This window comes from Streptomyces sp. NPDC043908, from assembly GCF_056435525.1.
This window is the reverse complement of record NZ_JBWKEI010000008.1, coordinates 338,141-359,503: the sequence shown is the minus strand read 5'-3', so window position 1 is coordinate 359,503 and position 21,363 is coordinate 338,141. Positions and strand designations below refer to the sequence as shown.

Annotated in this window: 15 protein-coding genes and 1 other RNA gene; 11 read left to right on the top strand and 5 right to left on the bottom strand. The window is 73.5% G+C overall.

The annotated features are described in order from the left end of the window. Positions 1-238: 238 nt before the first annotated feature. The 3 genes from AC069K_RS20160 to AC069K_RS20150 form a co-directional block, all read right to left on the bottom strand. A complete protein-coding gene (locus AC069K_RS20160) occupies positions 239-1,615 on the bottom strand; it encodes a carbohydrate ABC transporter permease (protein ID WP_478618034.1) in 1,377 nt (458 codons plus the stop codon). Positions 1,616-1,622: 7 nt separating this feature from the next. Then, on the bottom strand, positions 1,623-2,975 hold the full coding sequence (locus tag AC069K_RS20155; protein ID WP_365106944.1) for an ABC transporter substrate-binding protein: 1,353 nt from the start codon (positions 2,973-2,975) through the stop codon (positions 1,623-1,625). Positions 2,976-3,786: 811 nt separating this feature from the next. Next, positions 3,787-7,464, bottom strand: a complete 3,678-nt coding sequence (locus AC069K_RS20150) for an FHA domain-containing protein (RefSeq protein WP_478618030.1) — start codon at positions 7,462-7,464, stop codon at positions 3,787-3,789. Positions 7,465-7,860: 396 nt separating this feature from the next. On the opposite strand from AC069K_RS20150, the gene AC069K_RS20145 reads away from it, so the two are divergent. The 4 genes from AC069K_RS20145 (at position 7,861) to AC069K_RS20130 (ending at position 13,407) form a co-directional block, all read left to right on the top strand. Continuing rightward, on the top strand, positions 7,861-9,582 hold the full coding sequence (locus AC069K_RS20145; RefSeq protein WP_478618027.1) for a serine/threonine-protein kinase: 1,722 nt from the start codon (positions 7,861-7,863) through the stop codon (positions 9,580-9,582). A 126-nt stretch (positions 9,583-9,708) separates the two neighbouring features. Next, complete coding sequence (locus AC069K_RS20140) at positions 9,709-10,935, top strand: serine/threonine-protein kinase (protein WP_358833504.1); 1,227 nt, start codon at positions 9,709-9,711, stop codon at positions 10,933-10,935. Between the two features lie 69 nt (positions 10,936-11,004). Then, complete coding sequence (gene prfB / locus AC069K_RS20135; protein WP_358833505.1) at positions 11,005-12,108, top strand: peptide chain release factor 2; 1,104 nt, start codon at positions 11,005-11,007, stop codon at positions 12,106-12,108. Between the two features lie 285 nt (positions 12,109-12,393). After that, positions 12,394-13,407, top strand: a complete 1,014-nt coding sequence (locus AC069K_RS20130) for a hypothetical protein (protein ID WP_478618022.1) — start codon at positions 12,394-12,396, stop codon at positions 13,405-13,407. Positions 13,408-13,534: 127 nt separating this feature from the next. Here the strand turns inward: AC069K_RS20130 and AC069K_RS20125 are convergent, their stop codons facing one another. Continuing rightward, positions 13,535-13,726: a hypothetical protein gene (locus AC069K_RS20125; protein WP_358833507.1), complete on the bottom strand. Its 192-nt coding sequence runs from the start codon at positions 13,724-13,726 to the stop codon at positions 13,535-13,537. Between the two features lie 269 nt (positions 13,727-13,995). Here AC069K_RS20125 and ftsE point away from each other — a divergent pair, with 269 nt between their 5' ends. The 5 genes from ftsE to ssrA all read left to right on the top strand — a co-directional run bounded on the left by ftsE (position 13,996) and on the right by ssrA (position 17,891). Beyond that, complete coding sequence (gene ftsE, locus AC069K_RS20120; protein ID WP_101388537.1) at positions 13,996-14,685, top strand: cell division ATP-binding protein FtsE; 690 nt, start codon at positions 13,996-13,998, stop codon at positions 14,683-14,685. Between the two features lie 57 nt (positions 14,686-14,742). Beyond that, complete coding sequence (ftsX, locus tag AC069K_RS20115; protein ID WP_358833508.1) at positions 14,743-15,660, top strand: permease-like cell division protein FtsX; 918 nt, start codon at positions 14,743-14,745, stop codon at positions 15,658-15,660. A gap of 89 nt (positions 15,661-15,749) precedes the next feature. Beyond that, positions 15,750-16,922 (top strand): S41 family peptidase, encoded by a 1,173-nt coding sequence (locus tag AC069K_RS20110; protein ID WP_478618017.1) that lies wholly within the window; start codon positions 15,750-15,752, stop codon positions 16,920-16,922. An 18-nt stretch (positions 16,923-16,940) separates the two neighbouring features. Then, positions 16,941-17,438, top strand: coding sequence for an SsrA-binding protein SmpB (gene smpB, locus AC069K_RS20105; protein ID WP_358833510.1), 498 nt, complete (start codon positions 16,941-16,943; stop codon positions 17,436-17,438). A gap of 83 nt (positions 17,439-17,521) precedes the next feature. Beyond that, positions 17,522-17,891, top strand: a transfer-messenger RNA (tmRNA) gene (ssrA, locus tag AC069K_RS20100). 96 nt (positions 17,892-17,987) lie between these two features. Here the strand turns inward: ssrA and AC069K_RS20095 are convergent. Further along, positions 17,988-19,274 (bottom strand): MFS transporter, encoded by a 1,287-nt coding sequence (locus AC069K_RS20095; RefSeq protein ID WP_478618014.1) that lies wholly within the window; start codon positions 19,272-19,274, stop codon positions 17,988-17,990. Positions 19,275-19,373: 99 nt separating this feature from the next. On the opposite strand from AC069K_RS20095, the gene AC069K_RS20090 reads away from it, so the two are divergent. After that, the gene (locus AC069K_RS20090; protein WP_478618011.1) at positions 19,374-20,333 is read left to right on the top strand and encodes a LysR family transcriptional regulator; all 960 of its coding nucleotides are present in this window, start codon (positions 19,374-19,376) and stop codon (positions 20,331-20,333) included. 283 nt (positions 20,334-20,616) lie between these two features. Further along, positions 20,617-21,330, top strand: coding sequence for a hypothetical protein (locus tag AC069K_RS20085; protein WP_365106967.1), 714 nt, complete (start codon positions 20,617-20,619; stop codon positions 21,328-21,330). Positions 21,331-21,363 lie beyond the last annotated feature (33 nt).

The following is a 21,363-nucleotide window of genomic DNA, read 5'->3' as shown; positions in this document are numbered from 1 at the left end:
GCCCCCGGCAGGGGGTGGTGACGGAGTGGCTCGTCGTCATCGCTTGGCCTCCCGCCGCATCCTGCGGATGTTGCTGTGCTGTCCCGGGGGGCGACCCCCGGACCCCCGGCAGGGGGTGGTGACGGCGTGGCTCGTCGTCATCGCTTGGCCTCCCGCCGCATCCCGCGGATGTTGCTGTGCTGTCCCGGGGGGCGACCCCCGGGCCCCCGGCAGGGGGTGGTGACGGCGTGGCTCGTCGTCATCGCTTGGCCTCCCGCCGCATCCTGCGGATGTTGAAGAGCATCACCGGTATGACCAGGACCAGCAGCAGGACCGCGATCGCGCTGCCGACGCCCAGGTCGGCGTCCGTGCCGAACGAGGAGCGGTAGAGCTGGAGCGCCAGTACGTTGGCGTCGTCCTGGCTGGAGCCGGGCGCGATGATGAAGATCAGGTCGAAGATCTTCAGTACGTTGATCATCAGGGTGACCAGGACCACGGCGAGGACGGGCGCGAGCAGCGGCACGGTCACGCGCCGGAACACCTGCCACTCGTTGGCCCCGTCCACCCGTGCCGCCTCAAGGAGTTCGCGCGGCAGCCCGGCGAGTCCGGCCGCGATGAGCACCATCGCGAACCCGGCCCACATCCAGATGTACGAGCCGATGATGGCGGGGGTGACGAGGGTCGGGCCGAGCCAGTTCACGCCGTTGTAGGGCTCGCGGAAGTTGCTCCGGGGCAGCCGCAGCTTCGCCCCGTCCGCCTTCGCGGGCAGCGTGAAGGTCCCGTCCGCGCGGGCGGTGGCGGTCGCGACGACCCGGCCGTCCCGTACGGCTTCGATCTTGAGGCCCTTGAGACCCAGCTCCTTGGGATCGATGGTGTTGGGCCTGCCGCCGCCCCCCTTGGTGAAGTCGAGCCACGCGGTACCGGTGATCTCGCCGGGCCCGGCGGCGGCGGGCCGCGCCGGCTTCGCTGACGACGGCATCTTCTCGGCGGGTACCCCGACGAGCGGCAGCAGCGCGCTCTGCCCGGCGCGGACGGCGTCCTTGGTCACGAAGGAGCCCCCGCCGCCCGGCCCGAGCGGGGCGGCGGGCAGTGGACGGGCCCGGGGGAAGCCGGCCGACTCGGCGAAGGTGTCGTGCACCCCCACCCAGACGGCGTTGGCGACGCCCCGGTCCGGGTCCTGCTCGTACACCAGCCGGAAGATGATCCCCGCGGCCAGCATCGAGATCACCATCGGCATGAAGACGATCAGCTTGAACGCCGTTCCCCACCGCACCCGTTCGGTCAGTACGGCGAAGATCAGCCCGAGGACGGTGGCGATGGTCGGGGCGCAGACCACCCAGATCGCGTTGTTCTCGACGGCCTTCAGGATGGTGTCGTCGGTGAAGAGCGTCTTGTAGTTGTCGATCCCGGCGAAACCGTCGCCGGACCGGTCGAAGAACGACCGGTAGACCGAGTACCCGATCGGATAGACCACCAGCGCGCCCAGCAGGACGAGCGCGGGCAGCAGGAACCCGGCGGCGAGGTAGACGCGCGTCCCGGTGACGCTCCTGGCGGTCCCGCGGCCTGGCGGGGCGGCGGAGGGCGGGGGAGGGAGCGGGGCGGGCGAGGCGGGCGGCGGTACCGGCGCGGTGGTCATGACCGGATCAGTTCTTGTACGCCGCGGCCGCGTCGGCCTCCAGCCTGGCCTGGGCGCCGCTCACGTCCTTGGGGTTCTTCAGGAAGTCCTGGAGGTCCTTCCACTCGCCCTTGCCCGGCGTGCCGCCGAAGGACTGCGGGGCCTGGTCGGACATGTCGAACCGTACGTCGTCCCCGGCCGCGATCAGCGCCTTGGCGATGTCGCGCTGGACGTCGTTGGGGTACGCGGCGAGGTCGGTGGCCTTGTTGGGCGAGATGTACCCGCCGGCCGAGGCCCAGACCTTGGCGGCGTCCGCCGAGGCCAGCCAGGTGAGCAGGGCCTGGGCGCCCTTGGTGTCCTTGAGCGCGACGGCCGCGTCCCCGCCGGTGACGACGGGCGCCTTGGCGCCGACGGCGGGGAACGGGAAGACCTTCGCGTCCGTACCGATTTTCGCGCTGGTCTGCGCGATGTTGACGCCGACGAAGTCGCCCTCGAAGACCATGCCCGCCTTGGGCTGGTCGCCGCCGGTGAAGGTCTGGGTGACGGAGGCGGGGAACTCGGTCTGGAGCGCGCCGGTCGCGCCGCCCGCGATGAGGTCGGGCTTGCCGAAGAGCTGGCCGAGGGTGGTCAGGGCGTCCTTCACGGACGGGTCGGTCCACTTGAGCTGGTGCTTGGCCAACTGGTCGTACTTCTCCGGGCCCGCCTGGGAGAGGTAGATGTTCTCGAACCAGTCGGTGAGGGTCCAGCCGTCGGCGCCGCCGACGGAGACCGGGGTGACGCCGGAGGCGGAGATGGTGTCGGCGGTGGCCAGGAAGTCCTTCCAGGTCTTGGGGACCTGGGCGCCCGCGGTGTCGAAGACCTTGGTGTTGTACCAGACCAGGGACTTGTTGGCGGCCTTGAAGTACACGGCGTACTGGGTGCCGTCGACCGCGCCCAGGTCCTGCCAGACCTTGCTGTAGTTCTTGGCGAGCTGGGCCTTGGCGTCCGGGCCGACGGGCTTGACCCACTTCTTCTGCACGGCCTGCTGGATGGCGCCGACCTGCGGCAGCATGGCCACGTCCGGCGGGCTGCCACCGGCGATCTTGGTGCCGAGGAAGTTGACGATGGGGTCCTGGGCGGGGACGAACGTGACGGTGGCGCCGGTACGGCTCTCGAACTCCTTCAGCACCTTGACGAAGTTGGCCTGCTCGGGGCCGGTCCACACCGCGGCCACTTCGATCTTCTGCCCGTCAAGGCGGGGGAGGGTGACGGCGGCCGCCGTGCCGGACTTGCCGGGCGCCGGTTTCGTCTCGTCGTCCTTCTTGTCGTCCCCGCAGGCGGTGGCGGTGAGGGCGAGCGCCCCGACGATGGCCATCCCGACCAACTTCCGGCCTGTACGCATGAGTGTGCCGCCTCCCGCTCACCGAGGTCGTCGTCCCGTCCGGACAGTCCTACGCCGGGTGCGGGGGCCCCGCAATACCGCGTTCGCTGTCAACTGGGTGATCGTGATGGGGTCGTGACGTGGGGTCAGTCCGCGAAGCGGCTTTGGCCAGGGGTTCGTCTGCGGCCCGTCTGTGGCTGAGCGCGCAGTTCCCCGCGCCCCTGATTGCCCGGGGGCCGGGACTTTGTCTGCGGGTTGTTGGCGGCTGGTCGCGCAGTTCCCCGCGCCCCTGTGCACCTGGGGGTCGGGGTTTTGTCTGCGGGTGGTGGGTGGCTGGTCGCGCAGTTCCCCGCGCCCCTGACTGCCCCGGGGGCCGGGACGTTGTCTGCGGGGTGTTGGTGGCTGAGCGCGCAGTTCCCCGCGCCCCTTTGGGGGTTGCGTTGGGCTCGGGTGTGGGGGCCCGTGGGGGGGCGGGGCTTTGTCTGCGGGCCGTCTGTGGCTGAGCGCGCAGTTCCCCGCGCCCCCAACTGCCTAGGGGCGCGGGGAACTGCGCGAGCAACCCAGCACGGTCCGCAGGCGAAAGACGGCAGCCCGGGGCGGAGCCCCGAAACGGGGTCAGGGGCGCAGCCCCGGGGTGGGGTCCGGGGCGTGGCCCTGAAGGGGGTCAGGGGCGCAGCCCCAGGGTGGGGTCGGGGGCGTGGCCCTGAAGGGGCCTGGGGCAACCCCGAGGGGCCCGTGGCCTGAAGGGGGGCGGGGCCGCTCCGAGGGGGACCGTGGCCCGGGGCCGTGGCCCTTGAAAGGGGCCGGGGCAGCCGTGAGGGGGCGCCCGGGGTTATAGGCCCGCCGGGGTCGTTGCCTGTACCACCCGTCCCGCCCTCTCCAACGCACTGGCCAGCAATGCCAGATCCGTAGGCCCGTTCCCCAGCTCCCGCACCGGCCGCCGGGCCGGCGGGTCACCCATCCGTTCCCACTCCAGCGGCACCACCGTCGGCCGCAGCGTCGCCGTGCGCGGTATCCGGCCCGTGACCCGGCCGCCCTGGAACGGCGTCACCGAACCGTCCGGGCCGAACAGCCGGCCCCGCCCCGGTGACGGCTCCTCCGGCGACGGGACGAGCGGAGGCGCGTCCAGCCGCACCACCTGCCGTACCCGGCGCGCCAGCTCCGTCTCCGCCGTGCGCTCCGGACGCGACGACGTCGCCACCAGGTGGACGCCCAGCCGCTCGCCGTCCCGCGCCACCGCCTCCAGCGCGCGCACCACCGAGCCCGCCGCGGGCCGCCCGGGGCTGCCCAGCGCGGGCGCGAGCAGCGCGTCGAAGTCGTCCACCAGGACGACGAGGCGTGCCAGGGGCGGCGGCCCCGCCTCCGTACGCGTACGCCCCAGGGGGCGCAGCCGCAGCGTGCTCGTGGACGGCGCGTCCCCCTCGCCCTGCTGCTCACCGGGGGCCGGTGGCCGGGGGCCCACCACCCGTCCCGCCACCTCCTCGGCTCCCTGCCCGGGCTCCTGCCGGGCGAGCCACTCCGTGAACCCCAGCTCCCCCAGCAACTCCGCCCGCCGCTTCAGCTCCGCCCCCAGCGCCTGCGCGAACTCCCGCATCCGGACCGGGTCCGAGGCCACCAAGTACGTCGAGACATGGGGGAGTTCGGTGCAGGGGCGCAGCCCCTCGCCGCGCTCCCCGCCCGCCCCGTCGACCAGCACGAGCGCCAGCCGGTCCGGCCGCGCCCCCGCCGCCAGCGACGCGGCGACCGCCCGCAGCAGCTCCGTACGCCCGCTGCCCGCCGGGCCCTCGACCAGCAGATGCGGCCCCTCGGAGGCGAGGTCGACGCCGACCGGGCCGCGCGGCCCGGTGCCGAGCACCGCCGCGCCGTCCGGCGCCGACTCCCAGCGCGCCATCAGGGACGCCGGGGTGGCCCGCGCCAGGCCCAGCTCGTCGAGCAGCCGGGACGAGGGGGGCAGCGCCACCGGCGGCCGGCCGGGCGCGGTCGTCCCGTCGCCCGCGCGCAGCGGCGCGAGCGCCCGCGCGAAGCGCTCGGCCCAGGCCGCCGACACCGCGTCCACCACCGCCAGCGTGCCGTGCCCGGCCGGACGTCCGCCCGCCGTGCGCAGCAGCCGCAGCGCGGTGGCCACGTCGCCGCTCAGCAGCGCCGCCGCCCCGCACTCGCGGAAGGGCAGCGAGACCGCGCACGCCGACTCGTACGTCGCCTCCACCGGCGACACGGGCGAGGCGGGCGGGGTCTCGGCGAGGCAGAGCAGATGGATGCCGGCCGCGCCCCCGGCGCAGGCCAGCCGGGCCGTCGTCTCGCGCAGCACGGACGAACCGGGGTCGCCGTCGACGATCACCACCGTGTACGGACCCGAGTAGCGGCGGGTGGCGTCGGCCACGGCCGCCGCGTCGGCGGACGCCCAGCCGGGGCCCAGGGGGCTGTCGTCCAGGCGCCGGACCAGCTCGGTCGTCCGGGCGGTGGCCTGCTCGCGGTCGTACGCCAGGAGCAGCCGGCAGTCCTGGCCGTGCCCGGGGCGCACATGCGGGAGCCAGCCGAGCCAGCCCCACTCCGCCGTACGCGTCTGGAGGCTGCGGCCGCGCTCCGTACTGATGAGGACGATCTCCAGGTCGGCCGGCGCGTGCAGCGCCGCGAGCTGGGCCACGGCCGCCCGCGCCAGCCCGTTCAGCCTGGCGCGGGGCCCGGCGAGCCCCAGCGAGCCCACCTCCCGCAGCCCGACGGTCACGGGCACGGCCGCGAGCTCGCCGCGGTCCGCCGTCCCCACCCGGATCGCCAGCTCCTCCGGGTGCCCGGGGCGCCGCTCCCACAGCCTCGGCCCGGGGCCGAGCGCGGTCAGCAGCAGCGCGGCCGGGTCGGGCCAGCGCTCGGGCGCGCGGGGGGAGCCGCCCGGCACCACGGCGGCGGTCTCGGTCGGCGCCGGTTCGTCCACGGACTCGGGGCGGCCGCCGGTCAGCCGCCGCGCCCAGGCACCGATCCCGCCGCGCCGCCGCGCCGCGGCTCCGTCGTCCGCGCGCGCGTGCTCGACGTCCTCGGGCAGCCGCGTCCCACGGGGAGGCGTCCCGACCCTCCGACTGGCCCCGACCCCGGACCCCTGCCCCGCGCCGCCCGGCCCGGATCCCTGGACCCCGCCGCCCGGCCCGGGCCCGTATCCCTCACCGCCCGGTCCCGCCCCGTGAACCGCACCGCCCGGCCCGCGGCCGTAACCCTGTTGCCCCGGCCCGGATCCCTGGCCCACGCCACCCGGCCCAGGCCCGTAACCCTCACCACCCGGCCCAGCCCCATGGACCGCACCGCCCGGCCCGCGGCCGTAACCCTGTTGCCCCGGCCCGGATCCCTGGCCCACGCCACCCGGCCCAGGCCCGTATCCCTCACCACCCGGCCCGGCCCCGTATCCCTCACCGCCCGGCCCGGGGCCGTACCCCTCGCCACCCGGCCCGGGGCCCGGCACCAGCCCCGGCCCCGGGCCGTGACCCTGCGCCCCGGGGGCGAAACCCCACCCGTCACCGCCGTCACCGGCGTCATCACCGCTGCCGCCCCCGGCGGCACTCCTCGCCCCCGGCACGCCGCCGTACGTACCGAACCCGCCCTCCGTACGCCCTCGTCCGGCCTCGCCGTAGGCCTCGTCAGCCTCCGCGCCGTCGCGTGCGTGCGGCCGTCCGCCGCTCTCCCCCGCTTCGGCGGGACCGGGGCCGCCCGGGGCGGGCGTGCTCCCGGTGCCGTGGGTCGTCGGTCCGGGGGCGGTGGGGACCGGCTCGCTCGACGCGCGCGGGGACGGCACCCGGGCGGCGGACCCGGGGCCGGGCGCGAGCGGCGCGGCTTCTGCGGACCTGGCCGGGTCCGGGGCCGGGGAAGCCGCCGGAGTCACCCGGATGTGGCCCTCCCCGTCCGGTGTCGTGGGCAGCGGCTGCGGGGACGGGGCCCCGGTGCTCAGGCGCAGCGCGGACTCGCCGAGGCGCAGCAGGGCGCCCACCGGCAGCCGCACCGGGTGCGGGCCGACCGGGGCGCCGTCCACGCGCGTGCCGTTCGTCGAGCCCAGGTCGGCCACCGAGACCCGGCCGCCCTCGCCGACCGTGACCGCGCAGTGCAGCCGGGACACGTCCGGGTCGTCCAGCGGGACGTCCGCGTCCGCCGAGCGGCCGACGCGGATCTGGCCGCCGTGCAGCAGGTGGACCCCGCCCGCGTCCGGCCCCGCCACCACGCACAGGCGGGCGCGGACGGCCTCCTCGTGCTCCTCGTAGGCGTACGTCGAGGAGTCGGCCGGGGCGGAGAGGGACAGCACCGCGCCGTCCACCAGGGGCGGTTCGCCCAGGACGCGGCGCTGGGGGTCGAGCCGCTCACGGCCCGCGTAGAGCACGACCGTGCTCGACACCTCGGAGCCGGACGCGGCCGTGGCGAGGCCCGAGGCGACGGCCGCCAGGGCGGTCCCGGCCGGCGCGGTCACGAGCACGTCGCAGGCGCGCGCCGCAGCGTGGCCGCTGCGCGGCGTGAGGACGGTCAGCCGGATCTGCATCGCCTCGGCGGTCCCTTCTGCGCGGGGGTGCCGGGCACGGAGGGAAAGGCCCTTGTGATTCCCCCCACCAGGCACACATGTCGTGCTGAGGGCATCCTCGCACCTGCCACTGACAACACGCCCGCCACCCACCTCCAAGTGATCTTGAATGATCGGCTCTCGACGCAAATGTGGCCGCAAAGTGGCCGGTTGCGCACCTCGGCGGAATCGTTCACCCCGCTTCGGCACGGCCGTTCGGCAACCTTCCGTGCGACGGCGGCGTCTTCCCTTCGAACAGCCGGAGCCCGCGGGCCCGCGCCGCCACGGCCGTGGTGACAGCCGTCGGCACTACAGTGGGCGGCCCGGGGGACACCCGAGGAGACCCGGATCCAGCCAGACCAGCAGGGAGCGCATGACGTGCGGCCGGTAGGCAGCAAGTACTTGCTCGAGGAGCCGCTCGGACGCGGTGCCACGGGTACCGTCTGGCGCGCCCGCCAGAGGGAGGCGGCGGGTGCCGAGGCTGCGGTGGCCGGCCAGCCCGGCGAGACCGTCGCGATCAAGGTCCTCAAGGAGGAGCTCGCCAACGACGCCGACGTCGTGATGCGGTTCCTGCGCGAGCGGTCGGTGCTGCTGCGCCTGACGCACCCCAACATCGTGCGCACCCGCGACCTCGTCGTCGAGGGCGATCTGCTCGCCCTGGTCATGGACCTGGTCGACGGCCCCGACCTGCACCGCTATCTGCGGGACAACGGGCCCTTCACCCCGGTCGCCGCGTCCCTGCTCACCGCGCAGATCGCGGACGCGCTCGCCGCGAGCCACGCCGACGGCGTGGTCCACCGCGACCTGAAGCCCGCCAACGTCCTGCTCGACGAGCGCGACGGCGCCATGCACCCGATGCTCACCGACTTCGGCATCGCGCGCCTCGCGGACTCCCCGGGCCTGACCCGTACGCACGAGTTCGTGGGCACGCCCGCGTACGTCGCGCCGGAGTCCGCCGAGGGCCGCCCGCAGACCTCCGCCGTCGACGTCTACGGCGCCGGAATCCTGATGTACGAGCTGGTCACCGGGCGTCCGCCGTTCGCCGGGGGCACGGCTCTCGAGGTGCTGCACCGGCATCTGAGCGAGGAGCCGCGCCGCCCCACCACCGTGCCCGCCCCGCTGTGGACGGTCATCGAGCGCTGTCTGCGCAAGAACCCGGACGAGCGGCCGAGCGCGGAGAACCTCGCGCGCGCCCTGCGCGTGGTGGCCGACGGCATCGGGGTGCACTCCACCCCCGCCCAGGTCGAGGCGGCCGACGGCGTCGGCGCGCTGCTCGCGCCCGACCCGGCGCCCGCGCCCGTCCCCGAGACGCCCGGCGCGGCCGACCCGACCCAGGTGCTGCCCACCAGCGCGGGCGCGTACGACCCGAACGCCGCGACCTCGTACCTGCCGCACACCCCCGGCGCCGCGGACCCGACCGCGGTCCTGCCCGGCCGGGGCGCGCCCGACCCGACGGCGGTGCTGCCGCCGGTGGGGCAGGGGCAGAACCAGTACGGCGGCCCCCAGGGCGGTCCCGACCGGCCCGAGGAGCCGCACCCCTGGCAGTCGCAGCTCCAGGCGGCCCGCGACCGCAACGAGCAGACGCAGGTGCAGTACCTGGACCCGGAGCAGGACCCGCTGCGCCGCCGCCCGCACCGCCAGGCGCAGCAGCCCCAGCAGCGTCCTCAGCAGCAGCAGCATCCCCAGCAGCAGCGCCCCCAGCAGTACGCGCCGCAGCCGCAGCCCCAGCAGTACCGGCAGCCGCAGCAGCCCCAGCCGTACGCGCAGCAGCCCCCGCAGCACCAGCAGTACGCGCCGCCGCCCCAGCACCAGCAGCGCCGGCAGTACGCCCCGCCGCAGGCGCCCCAGCAGCCGCAGGCACCCGCGGCGCGCGAGCCCCGTGAGCCGCGCCGCCGCAGCGCCAACCCGATGCGGATTCCGGGGCTCGGCTGCCTCAAGGGCTGTCTGTTCACCCTGGTCCTGCTGTTCGTGGCGGGCTGGCTCGTCTGGGAGCTCACCCCGCTCCAGGACTGGGTGGCCGAGGGCAAGAGCTACTGGCAGGCGATCGGTGACGCCGTCGACAAGGTGTCGGGCTGGATCGGCAAACTCGGGGGCAAGTAAGGCGTTCCGGAACGCCGACTTCATGGATTTGTCGACTTCCAGGGGGTGAATTCCCCCTCGGAAGTGAAGGTTGCCCCCCTGGCCGCGTAGCCTCGGCGTGCACAGCCAGCCGCTGAGGGAGCAGTCTTGGCACGGAATATCGGCAGCCGGTACACCGCCCACCAGATCCTGGGGCGGGGCAGCGCCGGCACGGTGTGGCTCGGCGAGGGCCCGGACGGGCCCGTCGCCATCAAGCTGCTGCGCGAGGACCTCGCCGCCGACCAGGAGCTGGTCGGCCGCTTCGTCCAGGAGCGCACCGCGCTGCTCGGCCTCGACCACCCGAACGTCGTGGGCGTACGCGACCTGGTCGTCGACGGCAACGACCTCGCCCTGGTCATGGACCTGGTGCGGGGCACGGACGTCCGCACCCGGCTCGACCGCGAGCGCCGGCTCGCGCCCGAGGCGGCGGTCGCCATCGTCGCGGACGTGGCCGACGGCCTGGCCGCCGCGCACGCCGCCGGGATCGTGCACCGCGACGTCAAGCCCGAGAACATCCTCCTGGACATGCAGGGCCCGCTCGGCCCCGGCGGCGCGCACCCCGCGCTCCTCACGGACTTCGGCGTGGCGAAGCTGATCGACACCCCGCGCCGCACCAAGGCCACCCGCATCATCGGCACGCCCGACTACCTCGCCCCCGAGATCGTCGAGGGCCTGCCGCCCAGGGCGGCGGTCGACATCTACGCCCTGGCGACCGTCCTCTACGAGCTCCTGGCGGGCTTCACCCCCTTCGGCGGCGGCCACCCCGGCGCGGTCCTGCGCCGCCACGTCACCGAGACCGTGGTGCCGCTGCCCGGCATCCCGGACGAGCTGTGGCAGCTGATGGTCCAGTGCCTCGCCAAGGCACCGGCCTCCCGGCTGCGCGCCTCCGAGCTCTCCGCCCGGCTGCGCGAGCTGCTGCCGCTGGTGGCCGGGATGCCGCCGCTGGACGTCGACGAGCCGGACGCCGAGGAGCCCGAGGAGCCGGTCTACGAGGAGCCCGCGGCCCCCTCCGGCAGGCCCCGCCGGGGCGCGGTGCCGCTGGTCCCGGGCGCCCCCCTGGACTCCAACCGCGACACCCACACCAGCATGCGCGTCCCCGGCCCCGACGAGCTGGCGGGCGGCCCCCTGGGCACCGCCCGGGCCCCCCGCCCGGCGGGCACCCCGCGCCCGGGCTCGGCCCGGCACCGGGCGGACCAGCTGCGCCGGCGGCGGCTGATCCTGGGGGCCTCGGCGGTGGTGCTGACGGCCGCGGTCGCCGTCGGCGGCTGGCTCGCCACCTCGGGCGACGACGACAAGCCCCCGCAGGACTCCAAGCACTCGGCGCCGGCCCCGTAGTCCCGGGCCCGTTCCCCCGTGGCACGCCGCGGGGGAAACGTCCTTGCGCGCAGCCGTTACGCTGGACCCGTGGCAGTCGTCGATGTATCCGAAGAGCTGAAGTCCCTCTCCTCGACCATGGGGTCGATCGAGGCCGTCCTGGACCTCGACAAGCTGAGGGCAGACATTGCCGTGCTTGAGGAGCAGGCCGCCGCGCCGTCCCTGTGGGACGACCCGGAGGCCGCCCAGAAGATCACGAGCAAGCTTTCGCACCTCCAGGCCGAGGTCCGCAAGACCGAGACGCTGCGCGGCCGGATCGACGACCTCAGCGTGCTCTTCGAGCTCGCCGAGGAGATGGACGACGCGGACACCCTCGCGGAGGCGGAGGCCGAGCTGGTCTCGGTGCGCAAGGCCCTGGACGAGATGGAGGTCAGGACGCTCCTGTCCGGCGAGTACGCCGAGCGCGAGGCCCTGGTCAACATCCGCGCCGAGGCCGGCGGCGTCGACGCCTCGGACTTCGCCGAGCGCCTCCAGCGCATGTACCTGCGCTGGGCCGAGCGCCACGGCTACTCCACCGAGGTCTACGAGACGTCGTACGCGGAGGAGGCCGGCATCAAGTCGACCACCTTCGTGGTCAAGGCGCCGTACGCCTACGGCACGCTCTCCGTCGAGCAGGGCACCCACCGCCTGGTGCGGATCTCGCCCTTCGACAACCAGGGCCGCCGCCAGACCTCGTTCGCGGGCGTCGAGGTGCTGCCGGTCGTCGAGTCCAGCGACCACGTCGAGATCGACGAGGGCGAGCTGCGCATCGACGTCTACCGCGCCTCCGGCCCCGGCGGCCAGGGCGTCAACACGACCGACTCCGCGGTCCGCATCACGCACCTGCCGACCGGCATCGTCGTCTCCTGCCAGAACGAGCGCTCGCAGATCCAGAACAAGGCCAGCGCCATGAACGTCCTCCAGGCCAAGCTCCTTGAGCGCCGCCGCCAGGAGGAGCAGGCCAAGATGGACGCCCTCAAGGACGGCGGCAGCTCCTGGGGCAACCAGATGCGCTCCTACGTCCTGCACCCGTACCAGATGGTCAAGGACCTGCGCACCGAGTTCGAGGTGGGCAACCCGCAGGCCGTCCTCGACGGTGAGATCGACGGTTTCCTCGAAGCCGGAATTCGCTGGCGCAAGCAGCAGGAGAAGTAATCGACCGCCCTTTCGGGGCTTTGTCGACAAGGGAACTGCCGTTCGTTGAGCGGCAGTTCCCTTTTTACGTCACAGTCGCAACTCCGTACGACGGGCAAGTCACGCCATTCCGGGCATTACGTACGCAACGGCCTTGACGTCATTCTCAGAAGTGCGGAAGGGTGACGCGCGGCATGCGTATTTCCGGGGCGCGTGTGACGGGGGCGACGGAGAAACGTATCCCCCCGGTCCCGCGGCCCCCGGACGCTGCTCCATGACACTTGAGCTACTGGGGGTAGCAGCCAGATGACGAAAATGACGCGGGTCCGCTTTGCACGGATAGCCGCGGGCGCGGTGATCGCGGCGGGCGCGTCCCTGACCGCCGCGGGGGCGGCTCAGGCCGCCGGTGTCGACGTCAACATCGGCGGCATCAGCGCCAAGGCCGAGGCCGACAAGAGCGGCGTGGACGTCGGCCTCGGCGTCCAGGGCGAGCCCGAGGGCACCACCGGCACGGTGGGCGGCATCGGCGGCGCCGACACGGGTGGTTCCTCCACCAGCGGTTCCTCCTCCTCGGGCGGTACCTCGACCACCGGCGGTACGTCCTCCACGGGCGGCACGTCGACCACGGGCGGTACCTCGTCCACCGGCGGTACGTCCTCCTCGGGCGGCACGTCGACCACGGGCGGGACCTCCTCCACCGGCGGCATCGGCGGTGCCGACGTCGGCGGCTCGTCCGGTTCCACCTCGACGACCGGCGGCAGCTCGTCCACCGGGGGCACGTCCACCACGGGCGGCTCGTCCACCACCGGCGGCTCGTCCTCCACGGGCGGTTCCTCGTCCACCGGCGGCAGCAGCACCACGGGCGGCAGCAGCACCACGGGCGGCTCCTCCACCACCGGCGGCAGCTCGTCCACCGGCGGCTCGTCCACCGGCGGCAGCTCCTCCACCGGGGGCTCGTCCTCCACGGGCGGTTCCTCGTCCACCGGCGGCAGCTCCGCGACCGGCGGCAGCTCCACCGGCGGTTCGTCCGCCACGGGCGGCTCCACCGGCGGCTCCTCCGCCACCGGCGGTTCCAGCAGCACCGGCGGCTCCACCGGCGGCACCTGCACCGTCTCCCTCGACGGGGCCAGCTGCCCGGACAACACCACCCCGGACAGCGGTGGCTCCAAGCCGGTCGAGCAGGGCAAGCCCAAGGAGGAGCTCGCCGAGACCGGTGCGGGCGAGACCACGTTCCTGCTGCTCGGCGCCGCGACGATGATCGCCGGCGGCATCGGCTTCCGCTTCATGCCGCGTCTGGTCGGCGGCCGCACGGTCGCCTAGGCGTCACGCACGGTAGTCGGCACACCGTACGAAAGTGGGGCCCGGGGCGCGGTGCGCACCCCGGGCCCCACTCGCGTACACCCGACGTGTCAGAAGCGGCCGGGCCGTGCGGCCCGGTGCCGTGACGTCACGCGGTCTGGTGGGCCAGCAGCGCCAACGCGGCCACCAGCACCACGAGCAGCGTCACCAGGGCGGCCGGACTCAGGCCGCCCCAGGGGCCCTCCTGCTGGAGCCGCTGGCGGTTGGCCCGGCAGACGGGGCAGCGGCCCTCGCTGACCGGCGCCGCGCAGTTCGCGCACACCAAGCGGTCGTAGGTCATGCGCTTTCCTCCTCCCGCGCGGCGGAGCCGCTGTAGGCACCTACTGCTCCGCACAACGCTCAGGGAAACGCAACCGTTCCCCCTACCACTGTGCCAGCTCGCGCGCGTTTCGGCGCGCCCCGCCGGATTCTGCCCCCGTGAGGGGGTCCGGAGGCCACCGTCAACGGGACATAAGGCGCATCCCCGGAACATCCCCGAACGGTGCCTGCACGGCCCAGGCCGGTTCGCGTAGTGTCACGCACACCTATTCCCGGCGACCGTGGTGCACCGTGATCCGATTCGACAACGTCTCCAAGACCTATCCCAAGCAGAGCCACCCCGCTCTGCGGGACGTCTCCCTCGACATCGAGAAGGGCGAGTTCGTCTTCCTCGTCGGTTCTTCCGGCTCCGGGAAGTCGACCTTCCTGCGACTCATCCTGCGCGAGGAGCGCGCCAGCCAGGGGCAGGTGCACGTCCTCGGCAAGGACCTGGCCCGGCTCTCCAACTGGAAGGTGCCGCACATGCGGCGCCAGCTCGGCACCGTCTTCCAGGACTTCCGCCTCCTGCCCAACAAGACGGTGGCCGAGAACGTCGCCTTCGCCCAGGAGGTCATCGGCAAGCCGCGCGGGGAGATCAGGAAGGCCGTGCCCCAGGTGCTCGACCTGGTCGGACTCGGCGGCAAGGAGGACCGGCGTCCCGGGGAGCTCTCCGGCGGTGAGCAGCAGCGCGTCGCCATCGCGCGGGCCTTCGTCAACCGGCCGATGCTGCTGATCGCGGACGAGCCGACCGGCAACCTCGACCCGCAGACCTCCGTGGGCATCATGAAGCTCCTGGACCGCATCAACCGGACCGGGACGACCGTCATCATGGCGACCCACGACCAGAACATCGTCGACCAGATGCGCAAGCGTGTGATCGAGCTCGAAAAGGGCCGTCTCGTGCGTGACCAGGCGCGCGGCGTCTACGGCTACCAGCACTGATGCGCTGAGCATCGAGCTCGGAAGCACGACCAGCACGGAAAGGCCCAACCAGTCGCCATGCGCGCGCAGTTCGTACTCTCGGAGATCGGCGTCGGTCTCCGCCGCAACCTGACCATGACGTTCGCCGTCATCGTCTCCGTGGCCCTGTCCCTGGCCCTGTTCGGCGGTTCGCTGCTGATGCGGGATCAGGTCAACAACATGAAGGGCTACTGGTACGACAAGGTCAACGTCTCGATCTTCCTCTGCAACAAGGCCGACGCCGAGTCCGTCGCCAAGTGCTCCAAGGGCGCTGTCACCGCCCAGCAGAAGAAGGACATCGAGGCCGACCTGAAGAAGCTCGACATCGTCGAGACCGTCACCTACGAGTCCGCGGACCAGGCGTTCAAGCACTACAAGGAGCAGTTCGGCGACTCGCCGATGGCCGGCTCCATCACGCCGGACCAGATGCAGGAGTCGTTCCGGGTCAAGCTCAAGGACCCGGAGAAGTTCAAGGTGGTCGCCACCGCCTTCGCCGGGCGCGACGGCGTGCAGTCCGTCCAGGACCAGAAGGGCATCCTGGAGAACCTGTTCAGCCTGCTCGGCGGGATGAACGTGGCCGCGGTCCTGGTCATGGCGGTGATGCTGGTCGTGGCGCTGATGCTGATCGTCAACACGGTCCGGGTCTCGGCGTTCAGCAGACGGCGTGAGACGGGCATCATGCGCCTGGTCGGCGCTTCGAGCTTCTACATCCAGGCGCCGTTCATCATGGAGGCCGCCTTCGCCGGGGTGCTCGGCGGCATCGCCGCCTCCGGGATGCTGATCGTCGGCCGCTACTTCATGATCGACCACGGCCTCGACCTGTCGCACAAGCTGAATCTGATCAACTTCATCGGCTGGGACGCGGTCCTCGCCAAGCTGCCGCTGGTGCTGGCCGCGAGTGTGCTGATGCCCTCGCTGGCCGCGTTCTTCGCGCTGCGCAAGTACCTGAAGGTGTGACGCGAGGCCGTCGGAGTGTGAGATGTGCCCCGGGCGCCGTAGGAGCAACAGCCCCTGCGGCGCCCTCGCGTTGTCCTAGACTCGACGCCATGTCAGGTCCGGACAGCTGTCCCAGGTCCCGCGGAGTGCGCCGCGGGGCGACTCTGACCTTGGTCTTCGTCTCGGTCCTGGCGACCGCCGCGGTGACCGGCTCGCTGCCGCAGGCCGAGGAGCGCCGCACCCCGCTGCACGCCCTGCCCGCCTCCGCCGTCGAGCCCCGCGACCGCGGCGCGGACGTGGCCCGGGCCGCGGCCCAGGCGGTCGCCGACGGCAAGTCCGGTACGCAGGCGGCGGCCGAGGCCGTCAGCCGCAGCGGCGACCGCTGGGGCGCGGTGTACGACCAGAGCGCGTACGAGCAGTTCGAGAACGCCCTCGACGGCCGCTACACCGGCGTCGGCCTGTGGGCGAGGCGCACCGCCGGCGGCCGCGTCGAGGTGACCCGCCTCCAGCCCGGCGGCCCGGCCGCCCGCGCCGGGATCAGGGCGGGCGACCGGCTCGTCACGATCGACGGCCGCGCGCTGGACACCCTGCCGGTCACCGAGGTCGTGGCGCTGCTGCGCGGCGAGGGGGCGACCCCCGGCAGCCGGGTCGTCCTCGGTCTCGACCGGGCCGGGCGGACCTGGACCCAGGCGCTGCGCAGGGCCGAGCTCACCACCGAGACCGTGACGGTGAGCGCGCTGCCGGGCGGCGACGTGATGATCAAGGTGGCGGCCTTCACCAAGGGCTCCGGCGAGCGGGTGCGCAGGGCGGTCCGCGCGGCCCCCGGTGGCGCCGGGGTCCTCCTCGACCTGCGGGGCAACACCGGCGGCCTGGTCACCGAGGCCGCCTCGGCCGCCTCCGCCTTCCTCGACGGCGGCCTGGTCGCCACCTACGACGTGCACGGCCGCCAGCGCGCGCTCTACGCGGACCGGGCCGGCGACACCGCCCGCCCGCTGGTCGTCCTGGTCGACAGCGGCACCATGAGCGCGGCCGAGCTGCTGACCGGGGCTCTCCAGGACCGCGGCCGGGCCGTCACGGTCGGCTCGCGCACCTTCGGCAAGGGTTCGGTCCAGATGCCGACCGAGCTGCCGGACGGCTCGGTGGCCGAGCTGACCGTCGGCCACTACCGCACCCCGGCCGGGCACGCGGTGGACGGGAAGGGCATCACCCCGGACGTACCGGTCACCGAGCGGGCCGAGAAGCGGGCCGAGGCGGTATTGAGTGGCCTCGGGGGGCGGTCGTAGTGCGAAAATGGCCGCACTATGGCTAAGGCAAAAGAGAAGGACAAGGGCAACGGGCGCAAGCTCGTCGCGCAGAACAAGAAGGCGCGGCACGACTACCTCATCATCGACACCTACGAGTGCGGTCTCGTGCTCACCGGCACCGAGGTGAAGTCGCTGCGCCAGGGGCGGGCGTCGCTGGTCGACGGGTTCGTCCAGATCGACCAGGGCGAGGCCTGGCTGCACAACGTCCACGTACCGGAGTACGCCCAGGGCACCTGGACCAACCACAGCGCGCGGCGCAAGCGGAAGCTGCTGCTGCACCGCGCCGAGATCGACAAGCTGGCGAGCAAGTCGCAGGAGTCGGGTCACACGATCGTGCCCCTCGTCCTGTACTTCAAGGAGGGCCGGGCGAAGATCGAGATCGCGCTGGCGAAGGGCAAGAAGGAGTACGACAAGCGCCAGACGCTGCGGGAGAAGCAGGACACCCGGGAGACGAACCGCGCCGTCGCGGCGGCCCGGCGGCGGCAGCGGGCGTAAATGTCCTGGCGAGCCGCGGTCCGCGTCGCGTACCATGGCTACAGCGCCGCCCCCCGGGGCGGAGCACCTTGTTAACAAAACATGGGGATGATCGGTTTCGACAGCGGATGTCGGAGCAGGGGAAGCGTGTCGAGGAAGCGGCAATGATCTCGTTAACCATATGTCGCAACCAATAATCGCCAACACCAAGCGCGATTCCTTCGCCCTCGCTGCCTAAGTAGCGACTTGCGAAGTGTCAGCCCGGGGGTGATCCCGACCCGGATCCTGGCATCATCAAGGGATCTAAACTTCTGAGCCCGGCCACGGGGCCCAGAAGGAAATCAAACAGTGGCTGAGCCCGTCGGAGACTTGTTCGCGTGATCTCCGGGGCCGAGAAAAGCGCAGCGAACTGCACACGGAGAAGCCCTGATTCAGCACCGTTGGACGCGGGTTCGATTCCCGCCATCTCCACTTTCCCATGTTGAGGCGAAGGCCCGGCCGCGTTGAGCGGCCGGGCCTTCGTCGTACGTGCCGGGCCCGCCCTGGTCGTACGGTACGGACCACCCGCCCTCAGCGCCGCCGCGCCGGGCCCGCCGCGCACGCCACCAGCGCGAGACCCGCGGCGCAGAGCGGCGCGAGGTACGCGGTCGTGGCCGGGGCGTGGTCGGTGAGCCAGCCGCCCGTCGCCGAGCCGGCCGCGATGCCGCCCAGGATCGCGGTGACCGCGAGGGTCATCCCCTCGTTCAGCCGGCCCTCGGGCGTGAGCCGCTGGACCAGGGTCATCCCGGTGACCATGGTCGGCGCGGTCGCCGCCCCGGCCAGCAGCAGGGCGCCGGCCAGCACCGCCAGCGAACCGGTGGCCGCCGCGAGGAGCGGCAGGCACATCAGCACCGTCATCGCCCCCACGCACACCAGCAGCCGCCGGGAGACCGAACGCGCGGGCCGCACCGAGCCGTAGAGCAGTCCGGCCACCCCCGACCCGGCCGCCTGGAGGGCGAGCACCGCGCCACCGGAGGGACCGTGGCCGAGCCCCGACGCGTACGCCAGTGTCACCACCTCCATCGAGCCGAACACCGCGCCCGTGGCGAGGAAGACGCCGAGCAGCGGGACGAGGCCGGGCAGGCGCAGCGGCGGGCGGGCGGCGGTGCGCGGGGCGGCCGGCGGTTCCGTGGCGCGCTGGGCCGAGAAGACCAGCACGCCCGTCATCAGGAGCACCGCCCCGGCCAGCGTCCCCGCCTCCGGGAACAGGGCGGTGCAGAGGAAGGCCGCGGCGACCGGGCCGAGCATGAAGCACAGCTCGTCCACGGCCTGTTCGAAGGAGTTGGCGGTGTGCAGGGCCGCCGGGTCGCCCCGGTGGACGTGCGCCCAGCGCGCCCGGGACATCCCGCCGGTGTTCGGGGTGGTGGCGGTGGCGGCGTAGGAGGCGAAGAGCGTCCAGTCGGGCGCGCCGAGGCGGACGCAGAGCAGCAGCGCCAGTGAGCCGAGCACCGCGACCGCGGTGGCGGGCACGGCGACGCGGGCCTGGCCGTGGCGGTCGACCAGCCGCGCGGTCCACGGCGCGACCAGGGCGGTGGCGGCGAGACCGGTGGCGGTGACGGCCCCGGCGAGGGCGTACGAGCCCCGCGACCCGGCGATCATGATCACGGCGCTCACGGTGAACATGCCCATGGGCAGCCGGGCGATGAGGTTGCCCAGGGTGAAGGCGCGGGCGCCGGGGACGGCGAAGAGGCGGCGGTAGGGGGCGGTCCGGGCGGCTCTCGCGGGCGCCGTGCGGCGGGGCCCGCGGGGAGCGCGCTCGTAGGGAACGGGTCCGGCGAGCACCAGGGTCGAGCCCGAGACGGTCATCAGCTGCGGCATGCACCGAGCTTCCCCGGACCCGGGCGCGGGCGTCCAACACCTGATCAGAGGCCATTCACGCACTTCCGTTGCCAACGGCCGTACGGTTGACTGCCGTCCGTGACCCAGGACATCGACCCCCGGCTGCTGCGCGCGTTCACCGCCGTCGCCGAGGAGCTGCACTTCACCCGGGCCGCCGCCCGGCTCTTCGTCGCCCAGCAGGCGCTCAGCCGGGATGTGCGGCGGCTCGAACGGGACCTGGGCGCCGAGCTGTTCGTGCGGACCACGCGCGCGGTGGAGCTCACCGCCGACGGGGAGCGGCTGCTGCCGTACGCGCGGCGGGTGCTCGCCGCGCACGACGAACTCCGGGCGGGCTGGGCCGCCGAGTCCCGGCCGCTGCTCGTCGACATCAGCGCCCCCGTCGGCACCGGCCACCGGGTGCTGACGCGGGCCCGGGAGGCGGCGGCCGGGCAGGAGTTCGTGGCGCGCTATCTGAGCGGGCTCACCGGGGCCGCCGCCGACATCCTCGCCGGGCGCCTCGACGTCTCCTTCGGCCGGGTCGCCGGGCTCGACCCCTCGGTGCTCGCGGGTCTGTCGCACCAGCCGGTCCGGTACGAGCGGATGGCGGTGCTACTGCCCGAGGGCCACCGCCTCGCGGGGCTCGCGGAGGTGCCCGTGGACGCGCTCGCGGGGGAGACGCTCTATGCGGGGGCGGGCAATCCGGCGACCGCGGAGTGGACGGATCTGGCCAAGCGGCTCTTCGCCGGGCGGGGTACGGAACTGGCCGCTCCCTTCCCGGAGATCTCCGGCAAGGAGGAGTTCGCCCGGGTGGTGCTGGCGCGCGGCTGGTCGGTGCTGGCCAGCACGGACTTCCTGGAGATCCCCGGGATGGTGCTCCGGCCGCTGACCGCTCCCGTACCGCTGTCCCCGGTGTCGCTGGTGTGGCGCAAGGGGCTGACCCACCCGGGCCTGCGGGTTCTGCGCGAGGTCGCCCGGCGGATGGGGGAAGGATCCGGATGGCTGGATCTGCCCCCCGACAGCTGGCTTCCGGAGGGGGATGTGTCGCTCATGTCTCGCTGATGCCACTCTGGTGTTCCAGTTGAGGAACAACACATCGTGCGTGAACCTGGCTCACAGCGGCGTGCGCTACATTCATTCCCCGGGTGCGGTGTGGTAGTGGGGGTGCGTGGAACGGGTGGGGACCCGATCCGGAACGCAGCGCCCGCTAGAGGAGTGCGCGCAACCCGCGAATCATCCAGTGGGGAAGTGCGTACGCAAAGTGGACAATTGGCGAAAAGACATATCTCAGGGGCGATCCCCCAACCCGGTCGAGGAGCCCCGCGGCCCGCTCGACGACTTCACGATGGAACTGAACGTCGCCGGACGACTGCCGGACGGCCCGTCGGCGCAGGACCCCGTGCGGACCGGGACGCGGATCCCGACGCAGGGCTGGTCCCCGTCCGAGGAGCGGACCCAGGTCCAGCCGCAGGCGCAGACGCAGGTCCAGCCCCGGGTGCAGACGCAGGTCCAGCCCGAGGTGCGGGTCGACATCCAGGCGCCGGTCGCGGGCGCTGACCCGGACGGCCCCGTCTTCGTGGACGAGAGCGGCCGCCGCGGCAAGAACCTGCGCCGGCTCGGCTGGGTCTTCGGCCTGGCATGCACCTGCTACGCCGTGATGCTCGTCGGCAGTCTGCTCGGCGGCAGCTCCCGCGCGCCCTGGCTCGGCATACCCGGGCCCGCCGCCAAGGAGAAGAAGACCGAGACCGTCCAGGTCACCCCCGCCCCCACCGAGTCGCACACCCCCCGCCCCGCCACCGTCAGGCCCGGCGTCCCCGCCAAGAGCAGGACGCACCCCTCGGCCACCGGATCCGGGCGGCCCAAGGCCTCCGGCACCCCCAAGCCGGCCAAGTCCAGCCACCCCGCGAAGCCCGCCACCGCCTCCCCGCGCCCCCGCACCTCGCAGACCGCGAAGCCGACCGGCGGCCACTCGGCGGGCCCCGGCCTCCCCACCGCTTCGTCCGGCAGCCCGACAGGACTGTCGACGAAGCCGACTCCGCCCTCTGGAGCCAGTACGTGAAAGCCCCTCGCCGCAGGACCCCTCGCACGGGTC

Excerpts from the sequence above, each read along its gene's own strand:
- AC069K_RS20160 (WP_478618034.1), bottom strand. The coding sequence starts at position 1,615 with ATGACCACCGCGCCGGTACCGCCGCCCGCCTCGCCCGCCCCGCTCCCT.
- AC069K_RS20155 (WP_365106944.1), bottom strand. The coding sequence starts at position 2,975 with ATGCGTACAGGCCGGAAGTTGGTCGGGATGGCCATCGTCGGGGCGCTC.
- AC069K_RS20150 (WP_478618030.1), bottom strand. The coding sequence starts at position 7,464 with ATGCAGATCCGGCTGACCGTCCTCACGCCGCGCAGCGGCCACGCTGCG.
- AC069K_RS20130 (WP_478618022.1), top strand. The coding sequence starts at position 12,394 with ATGACGAAAATGACGCGGGTCCGCTTTGCACGGATAGCCGCGGGCGCG.
- AC069K_RS20125 (WP_358833507.1), bottom strand. The coding sequence starts at position 13,726 with ATGACCTACGACCGCTTGGTGTGCGCGAACTGCGCGGCGCCGGTCAGC.
- ftsX (WP_358833508.1), top strand. The coding sequence starts at position 14,743 with ATGCGCGCGCAGTTCGTACTCTCGGAGATCGGCGTCGGTCTCCGCCGC.
- AC069K_RS20110 (WP_478618017.1), top strand. The coding sequence starts at position 15,750 with ATGTCAGGTCCGGACAGCTGTCCCAGGTCCCGCGGAGTGCGCCGCGGG.
- smpB (WP_358833510.1), top strand. The coding sequence starts at position 16,941 with ATGGCTAAGGCAAAAGAGAAGGACAAGGGCAACGGGCGCAAGCTCGTC.
- AC069K_RS20095 (WP_478618014.1), bottom strand. The coding sequence starts at position 19,274 with ATGCCGCAGCTGATGACCGTCTCGGGCTCGACCCTGGTGCTCGCCGGA.
- AC069K_RS20085 (WP_365106967.1), top strand. The coding sequence starts at position 20,617 with ATGGAACTGAACGTCGCCGGACGACTGCCGGACGGCCCGTCGGCGCAG.